This window comes from Haladaptatus marinus, assembly GCF_051194195.1.
In genome coordinates this window covers 80,164-94,918 of sequence record NZ_JBLZNK010000007.1, presented here as the reverse complement: position 1 = coordinate 94,918, position 14,755 = coordinate 80,164, and the positions used below count along the sequence as shown (strand labels likewise).

Below are 14,755 nucleotides of genomic sequence, written 5' to 3'. Positions count from 1 at the left end.
ATCGGAGAGATCCCAATGTCCCACAACTCAAACAACATGATGGATGAAAATTCGAGTACAGACGAATTGACTGCAAGCGATCTTCACAACTTGCTTGCGGTGGAGCGACGCCGTCTAGTTCTCGATATCCTTACAGGGATCAATACCACCGTCGAACTCAAGGAACTAGCCAGGGAGGTTGTGGAGCGAGAAGACGGGATTGACGCCACCGATGAGGACATCATGGAGCGGGTGATGATCGGACTTCAGCACAATCATCTACCTCGCCTCGACGATGCTGGCCTGGTGGACTACGACCCTGATAGCCATACCGTCGATCCGACTCGGTTAAGCAATTATCAACTAGAAGACTATTTAACCATCACTCCAGAGAAGGAGTAATCGCGGATTCCACCATCTACTGTGAGGATATATCGGGGATTTCGTTCGTTGAGCGTTCGCTGGTCGGTGATATCCGAGACCGCCAATCGACGTGCCATGGATACAAAGAGCTGAAGCGGTGGTTCGTTCGGCAGTTCTTTACGACCCGCACGAACGCACGGCCAGCACGGGAAGTCACCGAGGCCCTCACAGTCGCACTCCACCGGTTCGAGATCGTTGTCGTCCTCCGATGAAAATGCCTGAGCGTTCCGTCGTCAGTTGCGGTTTCGACGGCAGCCATGTGTTTGCAGTAGGCGTTCCGGTGGACGTGATGCGGGCACGTGCAGGCCATCAGTTCCTTGGTCACGTCGTCGATGGAGACTGTGTATTGGTGGGCTGCAGGGTTCTCGTGGCTCTCGTTGGTGACTTCGACGAGTCCGGGGGCATCGACATCGAAAGAGAATTGTTCGGCCTGTGCGCGGTTCTGTGCTGTTCCACCATTGCAAACTAACATCGTGTCTCAACCACCCACCGTTTAAGGCCGGTTACAAGTATCAACAAAATGAACTAACGGGTATAGTTCCATCTTTATCGATTCCTACGACGTATACTACGATATGAGTGGGGGAGACTTTCCAGAACCAAACACGTCGGTTGAATCGCTTGACCCCGAACGCTTGAGAGAAACCATCGACCGCGGTGACACGGTAAGTATCCTGGACGTTCGATCTGAATCGGAATACGATACGTGGCACATCGAGGGAGAAAATGTCGACAATGAGAATATCCCGTACTACGAATTCATCGAAGGTGTCGACGCGAAACTATTGACGCGGGAACCACACGCAGATCGATTGGTGGTCGTTTGTGCAAAAGGCGGTGCCAGCGAATACGTCGCGGGCTTAATCGAACAGGAAGGACGCAACGCAGTTAATCTCGCCCACGGGATGAATGGGTGGGCGAACATCTACGACGCGTACGAGATCACTCGATACGAGGGATCGGGTACCGTGCTCCAATACCAACGCCCTTCGAGCGGCTGTCTTGGATACCTCGTCTATCACAATGGTGAGGCATGTGTCGTTGATCCACTGGAGGCGTTCACTGAGCGCTATCGCGCCGATACCGCTGAACTCGGTGTCGAACTCAAATACGCCATCGATACACATATTCACGCCGATCACATCAGCGGTGTGCGCCGACTAAGCAGGGAAGGCATCGAAGCTGTGCTTCCGGCACCTGCCGTCGCACGCGGTTTCAAATATGGCAGTGAGTACACGACCGTCGAAGACGGAGACAAACTATCTGTCGGCGATGCTGAGATCGAGGTACTGCACACACCAGGCCATACGACAGGAATGACATCGTATCTGATAGATGGGAGCGTCCTTTTGACGGGAGATGGCCTGTTCACTGAGAGCATCGCTCGTCCGGATTTGGAGGAGGGCACAGAGGGCGCACCCAGTGCTGCCCGAGTACTTCACCAAACCCTCCACGATCGCATCCTTATACTTCCCGACCAGACGACGATAGCGCCTGGTCACGTCGGACCGACTGGAACGGCTGCAGAAGACGGGACATATACAGCACAGCTGGGGACGCTCCGTGAGTCGATGGCTGTTCTTTCAATGGAACGCGACGAATTCGTGGATTTTATCCTCTCGGATATGCCGCCACGTCCGGCGAACTTCGAAACTATCATCGCCATCAACCTTGGCCAACAGGACGTAGACGACGAGCGAGCCTTCGAGTTGGAACTTGGCCCCAATAACTGTGCTGCAACACCTGACGCGGTCAGGGGAGCCTGACGGTCGGGATTTTTCGGTGAGAAAGAGTCACGATTTCGAAGATGCCGGTGCTCACCCAAAACTGAATACGTGATTTGCGTCTGCAGTGACGGTAAGGAAGTCGGCAGCACCAGCGAACCGGGTCGTGACGGTATCGTCCATCGCCTCTTTATCCCAATCGAGCATATCAAGGGTCGTCGTACAGGCGACGGTCGTCACGTCGTCACCACCGCTCTCGACGAAGTCAGCGAGTAAATCGTACGGGTTGGGAACGCCAGCATCGAGGAGATGCTGGAAGCCCGAAAGGTCTTTTTCACCCTCCATTAGATGTGTCAATCCATCGAATGTGAAGTAGACGATGACTTCTGTGTCCATCGCCAGCGCGACATGTCCGAGGTTCATCGCCATGGCTAGACTCTTCGGGTCGTCGCTGTAAACGATGATTCCGATTTTGTTCATCATGGCCATGTCAGGACACCTTCCTGACGTGGTGTTTGTAGACGATCTCGCCGGACTCCTCTTCTTCGAATTGGTCGACGAGATCGACACCCTCGGTCGCGTTCGCCCACCCGTTGATATCCGGGACGCTTCCAGGGTCCGTCGCTTGCACTTCGAGCACCGCACCGATATCGAGTGCGTCGATGGCCTGTTTGGTCTTAATGACGGGAATCGGGCAGTTCAATCCCGTTACGTCGAGTGTCTCCGTAATTTCGTACTCTTTTGGCATGCTAGCACCCCCCAATTGCATATCGAATATACACTTTCGTCGGGCAAAAGTATAGCGACAGTTAGCAGGTCTTCGAGCGTCAATACCGGGCAATTCGTCCGCCGCAGTCCTCGCAGATGAGCCACCACTTTGGCGTAGTGAAGCGCTCGCAGTGTTGCGAGGTGTTGAGACGGTCTATCCACTGGGTGAACGTGGCTCCGTGATCCGCGTCGCCGAACTCGTGGTACTGCCACGCGTGAATGAGTTCGTGGCGGACGGTTGCACTGAACTGCTCCCATCCGTGTTGTTCATAGGCTTTCCAGGTCAGCACAATCGTGATTGCCTCTGTTGTCGGGTCGTCCTTCGTGACGCCCGCCTGTCGTTGGGCTCGATGTGATACCTCCCACTCAATCGTTTCGACCGGCAGATCCGGGAAGTGCTCGGCGGTGACGTTCGTAGCGTGCTGTTTTGCTCGGTCGAGGAGGGCCGTCGGTGTCTCGGGGGTATCGTCGGTCACAACAGTTAGAAACTGTATCAGTAGAAACAGAACGGTGAGAGATATCGGATTAACAACTGCCGAGATTCCGGAAGTCGCTCTGGTTACACTTTGAACAATGAGATGGTTTTGAAATAAAGGCGGTACCGCATTCTTCGCATTCAAAAATATCACCGGTCGGCCGTACCTGCTGTTCCGTCTGCCGAGAAGGTTTTTCTGAACTAAAGGCACCGCGTAACCGATGTAGTATTTCCATAGCAATGTATAGACACTTGCTCTACATACATAGATTTTGTCACCAAAATACCATAATGACGTCCATCATTACTATGTAGAATATTGTTAATGAAGTCGGCTCACCGGTTATGAGATACCGCTGAAATCCTCATAGTTGCACTCCTTCGGTTCGTTATTCTTCACCCTCGGAGAAAGTCCCAAGCGTCCCGGGACGTACTCGGCGGCGATATCGGCCGCGTGCTGTTGTGTATTTCTCTCAGGTGTATCGTCGGTCGCTGTGTTCGCGCTTTCGGTGAGCGTTTGCTGGTCGGTGATATCCGAGACCACCAACTGGCGTGCCATGGATAAAAGAGACTCAGTCTATTAGCTGGTCACTGGAATCCTCCGGAATGCGTTTTCGTGAGTCGCCAATTTGGATTGATGCACCACAAATCTTGTTCGGTTTAGCGGTCAGTCGAGGATTTTTCGCAGATCACATACCGAACATTGACCGATGGTGGCATGAATACGTCTGTCGTACTAGAACTAGGGGTAACTATGGACATTGTGGGGGCCAATATAATTGGGAGTCAAATTAGCGCGATCGTGCTCGCGACCGGGTCGTTTCGCGAAGTCGGACAGTTCGTTGCCGAGTGGGCATGGGATATTTGGTGGGCACTCGTGCTTGGATTCACGATTTCCGGGGTGATTCAGGCCTACGTCTCGCAAGAACGAATGGTCGATCTCCTCGGAGGCCGCGGATTGCGCGAGATCGAGTTAGGTGCCTTTTTCGGGTTTCTCTCGTCCAGTTGCTCGTTCGCTGCAATCGCAGCCACCAGAACGATCTTCAAAAAAGGAGCATCACCAGAAGCGTCGCTTGCTGCGTTCCAGTTCGCATCTACCAACCTCGTTATCGAAATCGGACTCGTCATGTGGATTCTGCTCGGGTGGCAGTTTGTCGCCGCCGACTTCCTCGGCGGTATTTTCCTGATTCTCTTACTTGCAGTGATAACGAAGTACCTTATTCCTACTTCGTGGTTCGAACGTGCTCGTGAGCATCCTGATGAAACAGGTGGAGGAATGCAAATGGATACGATCCTGTCGTTGTTACTGCGGATTCCCAAACGAGTACTCTCGACCGGATCGCCCCCAGGTTCCAGCGAATCACACCAAGAGCACCACCACGGGCACGCACATCATCCCGACCACGATGCTCACGTAGAACACGACGAGGCGCCATCGAAGACGGGATGGAAGTATGCGTTCCGCCGGGCGATTCACGAGTGGGAGATGGTCTGGAGCGATATCATCATTGGGTTCATCATTGCTGGGTTCATCGCTGCATACGTTCCACAATCGACGTGGACCCAGTTGTTCACACTCGCCCCACAAGGAACATTTGCTTGGGTGGCACTCGGTAGCCTGATCGGTGTCATCGTGGGTATCGTGACGTTCATTTGTTCGGTCGCAAACGTCCCATTCGCGCTCGTGCTGTGGAGTGCAGGGATCCCGTTCGGTGGGGTTCTCGCGTTTATTTTCGCTGACTTAATCGTTCCGCAAATCGTCAATATCTATCGGAAATACTACGGCCTCCGGATGGCCATCGCTCTCTCGGTCTCCATCTTCATCGTCGCCGTCATCAGTGGAATACTCATCCACTATTTGTTCGTCGGCCTTAACCTTGTTCCGCAAGCCACCGATAGGGGTGCTGTGTCCGGAATCTACACGCTCGTGCTGAACGTATTGTTCACGCCTCTCTTCCTCGCACAGGTGTACGTCACTTACATTGAACCGCGTCGAGGATCTCGTCCGACCCCTGCTTGAGTGTGAAGCGAGTGGTCATTTTTATCACCACGTCCGGAAGTGGAAGGACGAGTTGTTGATGGCACCCGAGTACGAGGATCGATAACGAATGCGACCAACTCATCTAAACCAGAAGCAAGTTTGGTGATCCCGATCAGCTAGCTCAATTCTAGATTCTATCTAACGACGAGAGCGCCGTCGAGATCCATATAGGGATGCCCGTAGCCACAGTAGGTCAGACAAGAAAGCGTGTAATCCCCTCGCCGAGAAGCCCTCATGATGGCTGCTGTCGGTTTCGTCGCATCGCGTGGGAGAGCGAGCGGATGCATCATCATCCCACCCCCCATACCACCACCCATGTGATTTCCACCGGACGGCATCACAGCGACGCTGTGGTTTGGGTAGCGCTCGTTTGCCTCCTCCAGCAACGTGTGTAGATCACCGCGCTTGGGAGGCGGGATCCGCTGTTCGTTGCGTTCTTCTAGTTCGTGGTGTTCTGGAATCCTATTCTGAACAGTCGAGGGAAGTTTGTCGAGTGCCTGCTCTGCGTTGGTATTGAACGCAACAAGACGAATCGCGGTTCCGCGGTCAAGGACGACGTGGTCATGAATCTCGTCTCCATCGGCGTCCAATAAAACGAACCCCCAGTGATAGGCTCCGATATAGAGAGTCCGGTCTACATTTCTACCACTCCCAGGCAGACCGCCGGATAGACACCCAGAAAGACCGGTGATCCCTGTCGTTGCACCGATAGCAGCTAAAAAGCTCCGACGGTTCGACGTGGGCGTCATCGTAGCCTTACTCTCTCATTTGGAGCCGTTCATGGCGCTCCACGTACTCTTCCTCCGAGAGTTCACCACGAGCGTACGCCGTCCGGAGCTCTTCGAGTGCTGGATCGCCTGTGTGACCTGTGGTACCGCGACCAACGAGACCGCGGTAGAAGAAGTAGCCAATACCCACAATAATGACCAGCCAGACGAGCAGCATTCCAATCCCCCACAGAGGCGAGAATCTACCTCCGAACATGCCACCGCCCCACCAGCCCATCATCCCCATCATAGGCATGGCGAACACCATCATCAACATCGGGGACAGAAGGATGATAGCAAGAACGATGAGGCCGATCCGAAGAGGACCATCTTCTGTATCCGTAGTAGCCATAGTGTACAATTGGCTGTCCGAATTTATCTCGATTGTGGTTTGCTATCATTTGACAAATGGTGAAATTTCCTAATCTGTTCGCTACACATCCGTCGAGTCATTATTTTCAAAATCGAAGGATCCCAGAGCATCCTTCTACAATAGTATTCTGCGGTACCGCTGCCCAAACCTAGCCTACAGAACGATGGTAACACCGAAATCGACATGACGGAGATCATCTGTACGCATGGAAACGTAGAACGGGAAAAAGTGATTCGCCGGGTTGTTCTCTGGTGGATACGAGGTTTAAGCCACCTTGTACCCCGATTACGTCTCGTACGTCTCATTCCAGAGGACCGTATCTAAGTAATCAATGAACCGGGTCATCCGACCGTCCTCCAGTTCACAAACGTGCGCAAAGGGAACAGTAAGGGGCTTGCCTGACGTTCTGTGCATCCCACGGAAGGTGCCAAGGACAACGATCGTGTCACCGCCGTCGATGAACTCGTCGGTGTCGACCTGGAAGTCCTCGAAGTCCTCAAGACATGGGGTAAACACGTTCTCTAGAACTTCCTCTGGACCGTGATACGTTCCACCGTAGATGTCGCCCTCTGGTTCGATCCATTCGATATCCTCGGCCATTGTGGCCATCGGTGTGTCGATGTCACCCTCGTTGAACGCGTCATAGACGCGCTGCACACGTTCGACATTGCTCTTAGCAGCGGCGCTCGCCATGGTTCTTCACCAAGTCGTATGTTCGTCACCCAAAAACATAAAGATAGATATGTGCTAGCACACCACGCCTGCGATTTGACACTGTTCTTATTCCATCAAACACACGACGCTGCATACACACAACCGGTTAGCGTTCGCTGGTCGGTGATATCCGAGAACGTCACTGAGCGTGCCATGGATACAAAGAGCTGAAGCGGTGGTTAGTTCGGCAGTTCCTTCCGTCCCGTTCGCACGCACGGCCAACACGGGAAATCACCGAGACCGTCGCAGTCACAGTCGTCCGGTTCAGCATCGTCTTTGTCGTCCTCGGAGGGGACGCCTCGAGCGTCCCGTCGTCGGTCGCGGTTTCGACGGCGGCCATGTGTTTGCAGTAGGCGTTGCGGTGGACGTGGTGCGGACACGTGCAAGCCACCAATTCTTCAGTTGCGTCGTCGATGGAGACAGAGTACTGGTGTTCTGCGGGGTTCTCGTGGCTTTCGTTGGTGACTTCGATGAGTCCGGGGGCACCGACGTCGAAGGAAAACTGTTCCCACTGTGCGCGTTTCTGTGCTGTCGCGTCAGCTTCAAGTTCACTAGACGTTTTCGTTGACATGGTCTTCTCGGGATTTGGAAGACCGGTGCCGGGTGCTGGAACACCCGGCGCGTTTCTACACACGCCCGAGGGCACCGTTCTTCCTACCATATTGTATACGCCACATGGCCATAAAGGTTGGTATTCACCACATGGCGTACACCAACAGGACTATACTTCGGTAGTGTGTACTGTGGGGTATGTCCAAAGATCGCAGTGATTCTGGGCGGTACGTCGAGACGGTAACGCTCGCCGACGTCCTCGCTATCTTCGAAGAAGTAGAGGGCCCAGTAGTGACCTCTGGTGATGTGGCTGATGCCCTTGAGTGTTCACGAGAGACCGCTCGACGGAAGCTTGGACAGCTTGAGGATCAGGGCCGAGTGAAGAGCCGTCAGACTGCCGGGCGAGTCGTGTGGTGGCTTGTCGATGAGGATTCGGTGAATGAAGTTGATCCAAGTGACCCGATCTTTACGCGGACGACCTACAGCTCTGGAGAGTCTACCGATGCGTCCGAGCACGTAGATGATATCCTCTATGGGAATCGATCGAAATGAGTCGTCCACTGCTGCTGTTCGTCGATACCGGTGGATTGTACGCTGCTTTTGATGAAGACGATGTAAATCACGAACACGCGAATGCTGTGTTCGATGGAATAGAATCTGGTGAGTATGGGCCAGTGTTTACCAGTCGGTATGTGCTTTCGGAGTTTGCGACGCTGATGTTGTACCAGGTTGGCCATACAGCGGCTGTTGAGGCGCTTTCGACAGTTCGTCAGTCACAGACGTTCAACATCCTGCCTGTGGGAAAGCAGACGTTTGACGCGGCGTGTGAGGAGTTCGAACGATATGGCGACCAGCAGATTTCCTTTGTTGACCAGACGAGTGCCGTGCTTGCTCGAGAGCACGAGATAGAGCATCTGTTTGCCTTCGACAGTGACTTTTCGACGATGGGGTTCGAGCGGGTACCAGTGGATATCGAATGAACTCGGACACAGCAGCTGACTTCGCGGCCGAGCGTGCCCGTCTCCGAAAGCAGCGGCAAGCAGCGGAGACAGTGCACGAACGTTGTGAAGTAATGCGTGAGATGGCGGCACTTGAGCGGAAAGAGCATACCGAGACGTACGAGAAGCTCGCAAAGGAGTATAGAACCGCAGCTTGGTAGTTCTTTTTCGGATAAATCACGTCCCAACTCTGCTGTTAGTTTTGTCACAACTCGATCGTAGAGTCGTTCGAGATAGTCGCTAATCGTCATCCTCAGCTGGAAATCTCCCTGGTAAGCAGGGTGACTGACCGACCTTCTCAACACATCCCATTCATTATTAAATAAATATAATTAATGTATTGGTATATAAATAATCAATCATATATGCAATATCTTTATTGTGGGGTATTGTGACGGAAGTACCAGAGGGTTACGCCTCAATGTACGAATTACCACGACGAACAGTTATAGGTCTCCTTGGAGGAGGAATAACTACTGCACTCGGGAGCGGGCTTGCAGCGGCGAGACACGTTCCAGAACTCCCCCGTATCACGTTCAATAAACAGACCAGTCGCGTCCAAGAAGATAAACCGACCACCATCGTAGTTCCGCGGGCCGATCTTCCGGAGGGCGGGTGGATCGTAATCCATGAAGGTCGACATGAAGACCATATGCGCGGCGAAGGTGATCATCAGATGATGAATATCATCGGTCACTCTGAGTATCTTGAACAGGGTCACTACGGTGGACTCAAGATAGCGGTGTCCCCGTCTGAGACGGGCACCCAAACGCTTACTGCGGTACTCCATAAGGACGATGGTAACGAGGAATTTGATCATCCAGGTGGTGACCCACACTACACGACGTCAGATGGGTCAGAACCGGTTCGGGATGTTGCAGAGGTCAGGTTTAAAAGGTGACCGTATAATTTTAGATATTAAAAGAATAGTGGCGCCCGAGTGGGGATATGGTTCACGGGGTATGTTCATGATGTCGGCGCGGCCTCGGTGGATTCCAGTCGTTCTTTGAAGAAGATGAGTTCCTTATTTGTGTGGTCATAGAGGTTCGATTTGCCGTCAGGAACGGTAGTACACAGCCACTTCAGGGCACGTTCCCGCTGTGAGTTTGGGAAATCCATCCAGACGGCATGTGACATCCGAGTTCCAGCTTCAGTCTCTTCAAGTCGAATGGTACCACCCTCGGAAATACGAACGGTGATGAGTCCGCAAAGGAGGGGATAGTACGCTGTCCCACTCCAGACCGCCACGTTCGGATGATCGATGTACGGAAATCGGCCGTGGAGGTCGGCGTCCATCCCGGCGACCTCTTCACGCTGATGGAATGTTGCCCCTTCACGCGGACGATTGTCGGGGGTATCGTATTCGAGTCCGTAGTGTTCCTCGGGATTCGACGCCGTCCAGTGGACGAGGTCAACGCAAGGGCATGACCATCGCTGACCGCAGCACTCCAATATCCGTTCGCGCGTCAGGCTCCACCGAAGTCTTGCGCCGGATGATCAAAACTGGTACAGTGTTGTCTCACCAACGAAATCGCATGACCAACCGACACGCTAGACTGAGGTGGAGTGGATGAATCGACGTCGGGGCGACATGGTCGTCGGGATTTTCATTGCTGCCATCCTCCTCGTCGGCAGTGCGCTCAGTTGGCAAGCGTTCCAACAGCAGCAAGCCTTCGACCAGATGGGCTCGATGATGGGGACGTCTATGGGTGCCGTCCATGGGACGAATCCGCTCTGGTACGTCCTCGGGACACTGCTCATCTCCGCTGTCGTCGGTGGACTCTATCTCACTGTCCGTGACGATCTCCCGGTAGCGGGGGCAAATAACCAATCTCTGAACGAGTTATCGCGTGCGGCAGACAGAGAGATCGATAGCTCACCGGAGGACGACGTTCAGTCGAATGGCACGATTAACCCGGAGGAGCAGCCTCGAGCCCGCGTCCTCGATCTCTTGCCGGACGACGAACGCCGGATCCTCGAACCAGTCCTCTCTTCGCCCGGTATCACACAGATCGAACTGCGGGATCGCTCGGACTTCTCGAAGAGCAAAGTGAGCCAGACGGTCAGTGCCCTCGAGAAGCGCGGCCTACTGTACCGCGAACGCCAGGGGCGGACGTATCGCATTTATCCGAGCGACGACTTGCAGCAGAATCAGGTGCACTAGCAATCGTTACCACAGAGCTAGAACCGTTTGGACCCGTAGTCGTGGGTGCCGAACTCGAGACGAGCTACGTCCATGTGACCGCGTTCTCACCACGAGGCCGATACCCGATGACCTAAAAATGAGGGCTATGCCCTCCACAAAGCTCTCCCGCCGCCGTATATTGCGAACGAGTCCCATCGCACTTGTCGGACTCGCGGACTGTCTGATAGCCCGGGTCGTCAGATCCAACGACGAACTCGTTACTACGGTCACCGACTACTAGCACGACAAATATGGAGACGAGTAATGACGACAACGAAACAAGCGTCGCGTCCATGGACGTCACCGACTTCGTTTTCTATCCACTCGGGGGTGTCCATCCTCACGTTCATCGCCAGGCCCACACCCAGTACGTTATCGTCCGGCTGGCAACCTCAAAATCGAGGAACACGCTCCATAACCGACTGACGCTCACACTCGACGAGGAGGCCGTTCCGCAGGCGGTGGCGAGACTAACCCCGAAACCACCGGATTCGGCGGAGATGAACGATTCCATTTGCGAGAAACGATTAGAACCCCCTATAAACGTTCTCGGACGTTCTCCTACGCGGATTCACACCCATGGGGGTAACTCCCGAGCGATCCTACGAGTAACCGAGGGGAAGACCAATGACGAACTTCAACATCGGCCGCTGGCTGCTCGTGGCACTCGCGATCGTCGGACTCGCGTTCGCCGCGCCCGTGGTCACCGCACACGGCAATGAAACGACCGCTGACGACGCGCCCCCCTACGATGGGAACGCAGCTGACTGGGCTGCCTGGATGGAAGCACAGATGACCGACCACATGGGCCCTGGTAGCGTCGAGTGGATGGAGTCACACATGGGTGTGACCGTCGACGAGATGGCCCAGGACATGGCTGACGATGACTACAGCGGCGGGATGTACGGACAGGGCCACTGCTGACGAACCCTGACCGTACCGAACGCGTTGAACGAACACGGAAACTCACCCCACAACTCACGATCATGACCCAATTCACCACTCACTTCGGACGCACAACCCGTCGACTCACGCTACTCGCCGTCCCCCTGCTCGTCGCGACGACCGGTACGGCTGCCGCCATGGGCGGAAGCTACGGCGGCGGCATGATGGGCGGCGGCTGGGGACTGTTCGGTGGAGCCATGGGCCTCTGGGGGCTCCTCTGGATGGGATTGCTCATCGCAATCCCGCTCTACCTCGTCTTGGCGCTCGCAAGGCGTGACGGAGACGGAACCGACGAACGGCCGCTGGCGGTCCTCAGAGAGCGCTACGCGCGTGGCGAGCTCTCGGACGATGAATTCGAACGGCGGCGTGAACAACTGGAACGTGCCGGGTAACCCTCCCGGTATCTGTTATAATATCGCCAGATGTCCGTTCTATCGGTAAGATCCAGGGTAGTTTTGTCGTAATTCGTGTTCCGGGCGCTATCACCAGATCATCGGTAAATTTGATGGAGATCCTTTGTCCACAGCAGGTCAGATGACTAGATAGTGTCGTCGATATCGAAGAGATGGGGCTCCAGTGGCTAGAGCTATCGCTCTTGGACAGCCTCACTTCGGCGAAGCGAGGCGGTCAACCGATGGCGTCTCCATACCCTGGCGGCAATCCGACACCGTTCGGTATTTAGTCGAATTCGTCTATGGCCTCGTCGGTCTCAAATGCGAGGACAACATCGACATCGCTCTCTTGCGTGACGTCCTTCGTCGGGGTCACAAAACTTCCCGTGAGCCACGCACTGCAAAGGCGATCCTCGTTAACTTCGAGTGCATCTTTGATCTGTGGCCACGTAAGTTTGCGTTCGTTATCGCCCATTGCAGTGGAGTATCGGTAATTGGTTACTGTGATACCGGTACCAAGTCGCGATGCCGGAACCAGACATCGATTTCCTCACCATCGGTTTCGATGCGGTAGCTATAGGAGTCTAGTTCGCGCCCAGTCTCGTCTCCGAGAGTGTCCTGCAGGACGTCCGTGATGGTGCCTTCTTTCCCGTGGTGTTCGCTATCGGGATCAGTCTTGGACAGGTAGACCTGTACGTCGTCGCCCGGTTGGTAGGGCTCGCTCGCTGGTTGGGGCACGTCCTCCATCGATACTCGGTATTCTGTGTGGAGCGTTTTTATCGGTACCGAACATCTGCGTGATTCGATGGCCAACCATTCCCTGGCCAATACTGAGGATGATTGTGATGTAAATCCCGATATAAACTGGTAGCGGAGAGATCCAAAGGAAACTGGAATGACGCTGGCGAGAAACAAATGAACTTGGGTGGGGTATATCTTCACCATCCGCCGTCGAATTCAGCAGTCAGACCACATAGCTCGGCGAATCTCGTCAGATACCGTTTCTTACTCCCCTGATCTAGCGCGACATAGAGATAGTAGTCATCAGAGAGGTCCCTCTGCATCCGCATTGGCTCTCCGGTGGGATGAATCGGCTCTGAATTGAGGATCGCATTTTTGGAGCCAGGGACATAGGGAAACGACTCTAACTGGTCGAATTCATACCTAACCACGATACTATTCCTACAAATGCAATAGCGTATTCGTCCCACTAACAACGGCAGAAACATCAACAACACCTACACGTTCCAAATAGCCACAAACGCCAGCGGTGTCGTCATGAACTGAAACACGCTCTAGAACGCACCCGTCACTGCAGAATAACAACCCGACAGACGGTAGAAATGAACTCTCGATCCCGCTCGTGATTCTGAGGTAGTTCGCGACCGCGACCACAAGCATTCCAACGAACGCACCGTCGAGTGAGGAGAAGCATCAGCCATTCTGAGTACTGCATGTCTCTTCACGAAGCTCTTTAAGTAGTTCTGGATGATGCTCAGCAAGTAGTTCGATATCTTTCGGAAGTTCATCACGAATTCGCTCCCTTACTCTGGAAATTGCCTGATATCGTTGGGAATCGGTTGGGTTCCCTTCTCCTGCAATGTATTCTCGTTCCGTTTCTGTTAGTAGTGCGCGAGTTCGCGCCATTCGTCTATCCGTTTGTTCCATGATTGTATATACACACATCACATACAGGCATAAAAACTATCCACATTTGCAAACCTTTGCATATTTGCAAACCTATAAGGGTCTCTGTAGCGTACCTGTAGGTGAGAAGCGCGGATTACCTTGTAGAAAGGCCGGTGGTAGGACACCGACCGCGCTTCGCTTGGGACGAAGCATGACTAGCAATACCCCTTCCGTAGAAAAACGCATCGACTACCAACCACCCTTTTCGGGAGGACACTGCTGATGGCGTCCTTCGACGAGAAACCCAACGGCGGACTGCTCTCCCTCGAGGCCCAATTCGGCACAAAAACCTTCCACCCCGTCAAGCGCCTCGAACCCACACCCGAAACCGCCACTCAGGACCCCGACCAACCTACACCCGTCACCGACGAGCCACTCACTCGCGCGTACCTTGTCGAACTCCGAGTGGGCTTTCAAACCCGAACCAAAACCACCAGCCAAGACCCCTACTTGTACTGCATCTACGCCACGCCGGACTGCCAGCAATTCTTCGAACGTCGCTGCCCGATCGACTACGGAGAAGAGGGCTTCCAGATTCCCGAGGACACCGACACCTACCGCTCGGTCGCCACCACCAAAACGGGCAATCCGAACCTCCCCTCGACACCACCGGGCGAAACCCACGCCGAAACCCGCGCACACTACCAGCGTATCCTCAAACGGTGCTACGACATCGACGCCACCCACCCCACCTCCACAACTGAGGTGTGCGCGTAGATGCAGCCCACAG

At 54.2% G+C, this 14,755-nt stretch carries 25 protein-coding genes; 11 read left to right on the top strand and 14 right to left on the bottom strand.

Annotation, left to right across the window (positions count from 1 at the left end; all coding sequences use genetic code 11):
• The first annotated feature begins 15 nt into the window (after positions 1 to 15).
• Positions 16 to 381, top strand: coding sequence for a DUF7344 domain-containing protein (locus ACN2TU_RS22450; protein ID WP_435158585.1), 366 nt, complete (start codon positions 16 to 18; stop codon positions 379 to 381).
• Positions 382 to 397: 16 nt separating this feature from the next.
• On the opposite strand, the gene ACN2TU_RS22445 is transcribed toward ACN2TU_RS22450, so the two are convergent.
• Positions 398 to 874, bottom strand: coding sequence for a hypothetical protein (locus ACN2TU_RS22445; RefSeq protein ID WP_435158584.1), 477 nt, complete (start codon positions 872 to 874; stop codon positions 398 to 400).
• A 103-nt stretch (positions 875 to 977) separates the two neighbouring features.
• Here ACN2TU_RS22445 and ACN2TU_RS22440 point away from each other — a divergent pair, with 103 nt between their 5' ends.
• Positions 978 to 2,168 carry an MBL fold metallo-hydrolase gene (locus tag ACN2TU_RS22440; RefSeq protein ID WP_435158583.1) on the top strand — a complete coding sequence of 397 codons (1,191 nt, stop codon included), beginning with the start codon at positions 978 to 980 and terminating at the stop codon, positions 2,166 to 2,168.
• A gap of 51 nt (positions 2,169 to 2,219) precedes the next feature.
• Here ACN2TU_RS22440 and ACN2TU_RS22435 read toward each other — a convergent pair whose 3' ends face one another.
• From ACN2TU_RS22435 to ACN2TU_RS22420, 4 genes are all read right to left on the bottom strand, one after another.
• On the bottom strand, positions 2,220 to 2,609 hold the full coding sequence (locus tag ACN2TU_RS22435) for a DsrE family protein (protein ID WP_435158581.1): 390 nt from the start codon (positions 2,607 to 2,609) through the stop codon (positions 2,220 to 2,222).
• Between the two features lie 7 nt (positions 2,610 to 2,616).
• On the bottom strand, positions 2,617 to 2,874 hold the full coding sequence (locus ACN2TU_RS22430) for a sulfurtransferase TusA family protein (RefSeq protein WP_435158580.1): 258 nt from the start codon (positions 2,872 to 2,874) through the stop codon (positions 2,617 to 2,619).
• Positions 2,875 to 2,953: 79 nt separating this feature from the next.
• Complete coding sequence (locus ACN2TU_RS22425) at positions 2,954 to 3,370, bottom strand: SprT-like domain-containing protein (protein WP_435158579.1); 417 nt, start codon at positions 3,368 to 3,370, stop codon at positions 2,954 to 2,956.
• 342 nt (positions 3,371 to 3,712) lie between these two features.
• Entirely contained in the window at positions 3,713 to 3,928 is a 216-nt protein-coding gene (locus ACN2TU_RS22420; RefSeq protein ID WP_435158578.1) for a hypothetical protein, read from the bottom strand.
• 195 nt (positions 3,929 to 4,123) lie between these two features.
• On the opposite strand from ACN2TU_RS22420, the gene ACN2TU_RS22415 reads away from it, so the two are divergent.
• Positions 4,124 to 5,389: a permease gene (locus tag ACN2TU_RS22415; RefSeq protein WP_435158577.1), complete on the top strand. Its 1,266-nt coding sequence runs from the start codon at positions 4,124 to 4,126 to the stop codon at positions 5,387 to 5,389.
• Positions 5,390 to 5,544: 155 nt separating this feature from the next.
• Here ACN2TU_RS22415 and ACN2TU_RS22410 read toward each other — a convergent pair whose 3' ends face one another.
• From ACN2TU_RS22410 to ACN2TU_RS22395, 4 genes are all read right to left on the bottom strand, one after another.
• Complete coding sequence (locus ACN2TU_RS22410; protein ID WP_435158576.1) at positions 5,545 to 6,000, bottom strand: cupredoxin domain-containing protein; 456 nt, start codon at positions 5,998 to 6,000, stop codon at positions 5,545 to 5,547.
• A 166-nt stretch (positions 6,001 to 6,166) separates the two neighbouring features.
• Positions 6,167 to 6,529, bottom strand: coding sequence for an SHOCT domain-containing protein (locus tag ACN2TU_RS22405; RefSeq protein WP_435158575.1), 363 nt, complete (start codon positions 6,527 to 6,529; stop codon positions 6,167 to 6,169).
• 306 nt (positions 6,530 to 6,835) lie between these two features.
• Positions 6,836 to 7,243 carry a nuclear transport factor 2 family protein gene (locus ACN2TU_RS22400; protein ID WP_435158574.1) on the bottom strand — a complete coding sequence of 136 codons (408 nt, stop codon included), beginning with the start codon at positions 7,241 to 7,243 and terminating at the stop codon, positions 6,836 to 6,838.
• Between the two features lie 160 nt (positions 7,244 to 7,403).
• Positions 7,404 to 7,835, bottom strand: coding sequence for an SWIM zinc finger family protein (locus ACN2TU_RS22395; RefSeq protein WP_435158573.1), 432 nt, complete (start codon positions 7,833 to 7,835; stop codon positions 7,404 to 7,406).
• 179 nt (positions 7,836 to 8,014) lie between these two features.
• Between ACN2TU_RS22395 and ACN2TU_RS22390 the strand changes: the two genes are divergently transcribed.
• From ACN2TU_RS22390 to ACN2TU_RS22375, 4 genes are all read left to right on the top strand, one after another.
• Positions 8,015 to 8,368, top strand: a complete 354-nt coding sequence (locus ACN2TU_RS22390) for an HTH domain-containing protein (protein ID WP_435158570.1) — start codon at positions 8,015 to 8,017, stop codon at positions 8,366 to 8,368.
• Positions 8,365 to 8,796 (top strand): type II toxin-antitoxin system VapC family toxin, encoded by a 432-nt coding sequence (locus ACN2TU_RS22385; RefSeq protein ID WP_435158569.1) that lies wholly within the window; start codon positions 8,365 to 8,367, stop codon positions 8,794 to 8,796. Before ACN2TU_RS22390 ends, ACN2TU_RS22385 begins: the two co-directional genes overlap by 4 nt.
• A complete protein-coding gene (locus tag ACN2TU_RS22380; protein ID WP_435158568.1) occupies positions 8,793 to 8,975 on the top strand; it encodes a hypothetical protein in 183 nt (60 codons plus the stop codon). The genes ACN2TU_RS22385 and ACN2TU_RS22380 overlap by 4 nt, the downstream gene beginning before the upstream one ends.
• Before the next feature lie 230 nt (positions 8,976 to 9,205).
• Complete coding sequence (locus tag ACN2TU_RS22375) at positions 9,206 to 9,715, top strand: DUF7282 domain-containing protein (RefSeq protein WP_435158567.1); 510 nt, start codon at positions 9,206 to 9,208, stop codon at positions 9,713 to 9,715.
• A 65-nt stretch (positions 9,716 to 9,780) separates the two neighbouring features.
• On the opposite strand, the gene ACN2TU_RS22370 is transcribed toward ACN2TU_RS22375, so the two are convergent.
• A complete protein-coding gene (locus tag ACN2TU_RS22370; RefSeq protein ID WP_435158566.1) occupies positions 9,781 to 10,266 on the bottom strand; it encodes a hypothetical protein in 486 nt (161 codons plus the stop codon).
• Positions 10,267 to 10,384: 118 nt separating this feature from the next.
• Here ACN2TU_RS22370 and ACN2TU_RS22365 point away from each other — a divergent pair, with 118 nt between their 5' ends.
• Entirely contained in the window at positions 10,385 to 10,978 is a 594-nt protein-coding gene (locus tag ACN2TU_RS22365; protein ID WP_435158564.1) for a helix-turn-helix transcriptional regulator, read from the top strand.
• A 367-nt stretch (positions 10,979 to 11,345) separates the two neighbouring features.
• Here ACN2TU_RS22365 and ACN2TU_RS22360 read toward each other — a convergent pair whose 3' ends face one another.
• Positions 11,346 to 11,513: a hypothetical protein gene (locus tag ACN2TU_RS22360; protein ID WP_435158562.1), complete on the bottom strand. Its 168-nt coding sequence runs from the start codon at positions 11,511 to 11,513 to the stop codon at positions 11,346 to 11,348.
• Between the two features lie 113 nt (positions 11,514 to 11,626).
• Between ACN2TU_RS22360 and ACN2TU_RS22355 the strand changes: the two genes are divergently transcribed.
• Together ACN2TU_RS22355 and ACN2TU_RS22350 are read left to right on the top strand one after the other, a co-directional pair.
• The gene (locus ACN2TU_RS22355) at positions 11,627 to 11,923 is read left to right on the top strand and encodes a hypothetical protein (RefSeq protein ID WP_435158560.1); all 297 of its coding nucleotides are present in this window, start codon (positions 11,627 to 11,629) and stop codon (positions 11,921 to 11,923) included.
• A gap of 62 nt (positions 11,924 to 11,985) precedes the next feature.
• On the top strand, positions 11,986 to 12,336 hold the full coding sequence (locus tag ACN2TU_RS22350; protein ID WP_435158559.1) for an SHOCT domain-containing protein: 351 nt from the start codon (positions 11,986 to 11,988) through the stop codon (positions 12,334 to 12,336).
• 286 nt (positions 12,337 to 12,622) lie between these two features.
• Here ACN2TU_RS22350 and ACN2TU_RS22345 read toward each other — a convergent pair whose 3' ends face one another.
• From ACN2TU_RS22345 to ACN2TU_RS22335, 3 genes are all read right to left on the bottom strand, one after another.
• Positions 12,623 to 12,811, bottom strand: coding sequence for a hypothetical protein (locus tag ACN2TU_RS22345; RefSeq protein WP_435158558.1), 189 nt, complete (start codon positions 12,809 to 12,811; stop codon positions 12,623 to 12,625).
• A gap of 23 nt (positions 12,812 to 12,834) precedes the next feature.
• Entirely contained in the window at positions 12,835 to 13,083 is a 249-nt protein-coding gene (locus tag ACN2TU_RS22340; RefSeq protein WP_435158557.1) for a DUF8139 family protein, read from the bottom strand.
• 687 nt (positions 13,084 to 13,770) lie between these two features.
• Positions 13,771 to 13,983, bottom strand: coding sequence for a hypothetical protein (locus ACN2TU_RS22335; protein ID WP_435158969.1), 213 nt, complete (start codon positions 13,981 to 13,983; stop codon positions 13,771 to 13,773).
• Between the two features lie 264 nt (positions 13,984 to 14,247).
• Between ACN2TU_RS22335 and ACN2TU_RS22330 the strand changes: the two genes are divergently transcribed.
• Positions 14,248 to 14,742: a hypothetical protein gene (locus ACN2TU_RS22330; RefSeq protein WP_435158555.1), complete on the top strand. Its 495-nt coding sequence runs from the start codon at positions 14,248 to 14,250 to the stop codon at positions 14,740 to 14,742.
• Positions 14,743 to 14,755 lie beyond the last annotated feature (13 nt).

Coding starts and splice junctions, on each gene's coding strand:
- ACN2TU_RS22420 (WP_435158578.1), bottom strand. CDS start 3,928: ATGGCACGCCAGTTGGTGGTCTCGGATATCACCGACCAGCAAACGCTC.
- ACN2TU_RS22360 (WP_435158562.1), bottom strand. CDS start 11,513: ATGGAATCGTTCATCTCCGCCGAATCCGGTGGTTTCGGGGTTAGTCTC.
- ACN2TU_RS22445 (WP_435158584.1), bottom strand. CDS start 874: ATGTTAGTTTGCAATGGTGGAACAGCACAGAACCGCGCACAGGCCGAA.
- ACN2TU_RS22405 (WP_435158575.1), bottom strand. CDS start 6,529: ATGGCTACTACGGATACAGAAGATGGTCCTCTTCGGATCGGCCTCATC.
- ACN2TU_RS22345 (WP_435158558.1), bottom strand. CDS start 12,811: ATGGGCGATAACGAACGCAAACTTACGTGGCCACAGATCAAAGATGCA.
- ACN2TU_RS22355 (WP_435158560.1), top strand. CDS start 11,627: ATGACGAACTTCAACATCGGCCGCTGGCTGCTCGTGGCACTCGCGATC.
- ACN2TU_RS22385 (WP_435158569.1), top strand. CDS start 8,365: ATGAGTCGTCCACTGCTGCTGTTCGTCGATACCGGTGGATTGTACGCT.
- ACN2TU_RS22330 (WP_435158555.1), top strand. CDS start 14,248: ATGGCGTCCTTCGACGAGAAACCCAACGGCGGACTGCTCTCCCTCGAG.
- ACN2TU_RS22415 (WP_435158577.1), top strand. CDS start 4,124: ATGGACATTGTGGGGGCCAATATAATTGGGAGTCAAATTAGCGCGATC.
- ACN2TU_RS22435 (WP_435158581.1), bottom strand. CDS start 2,609: ATGATGAACAAAATCGGAATCATCGTTTACAGCGACGACCCGAAGAGT.
- ACN2TU_RS22380 (WP_435158568.1), top strand. CDS start 8,793: ATGAACTCGGACACAGCAGCTGACTTCGCGGCCGAGCGTGCCCGTCTC.
- ACN2TU_RS22430 (WP_435158580.1), bottom strand. CDS start 2,874: ATGCCAAAAGAGTACGAAATTACGGAGACACTCGACGTAACGGGATTG.
- ACN2TU_RS22400 (WP_435158574.1), bottom strand. CDS start 7,243: ATGGCGAGCGCCGCTGCTAAGAGCAATGTCGAACGTGTGCAGCGCGTC.
- ACN2TU_RS22340 (WP_435158557.1), bottom strand. CDS start 13,083: ATGGAGGACGTGCCCCAACCAGCGAGCGAGCCCTACCAACCGGGCGAC.
- ACN2TU_RS22365 (WP_435158564.1), top strand. CDS start 10,385: ATGAATCGACGTCGGGGCGACATGGTCGTCGGGATTTTCATTGCTGCC.
- ACN2TU_RS22350 (WP_435158559.1), top strand. CDS start 11,986: ATGACCCAATTCACCACTCACTTCGGACGCACAACCCGTCGACTCACG.
- ACN2TU_RS22390 (WP_435158570.1), top strand. CDS start 8,015: ATGTCCAAAGATCGCAGTGATTCTGGGCGGTACGTCGAGACGGTAACG.
- ACN2TU_RS22395 (WP_435158573.1), bottom strand. CDS start 7,835: ATGTCAACGAAAACGTCTAGTGAACTTGAAGCTGACGCGACAGCACAG.
- ACN2TU_RS22440 (WP_435158583.1), top strand. CDS start 978: ATGAGTGGGGGAGACTTTCCAGAACCAAACACGTCGGTTGAATCGCTT.
- ACN2TU_RS22450 (WP_435158585.1), top strand. CDS start 16: ATGTCCCACAACTCAAACAACATGATGGATGAAAATTCGAGTACAGAC.
- ACN2TU_RS22335 (WP_435158969.1), bottom strand. CDS start 13,983: ATGGCGCGAACTCGCGCACTACTAACAGAAACGGAACGAGAATACATT.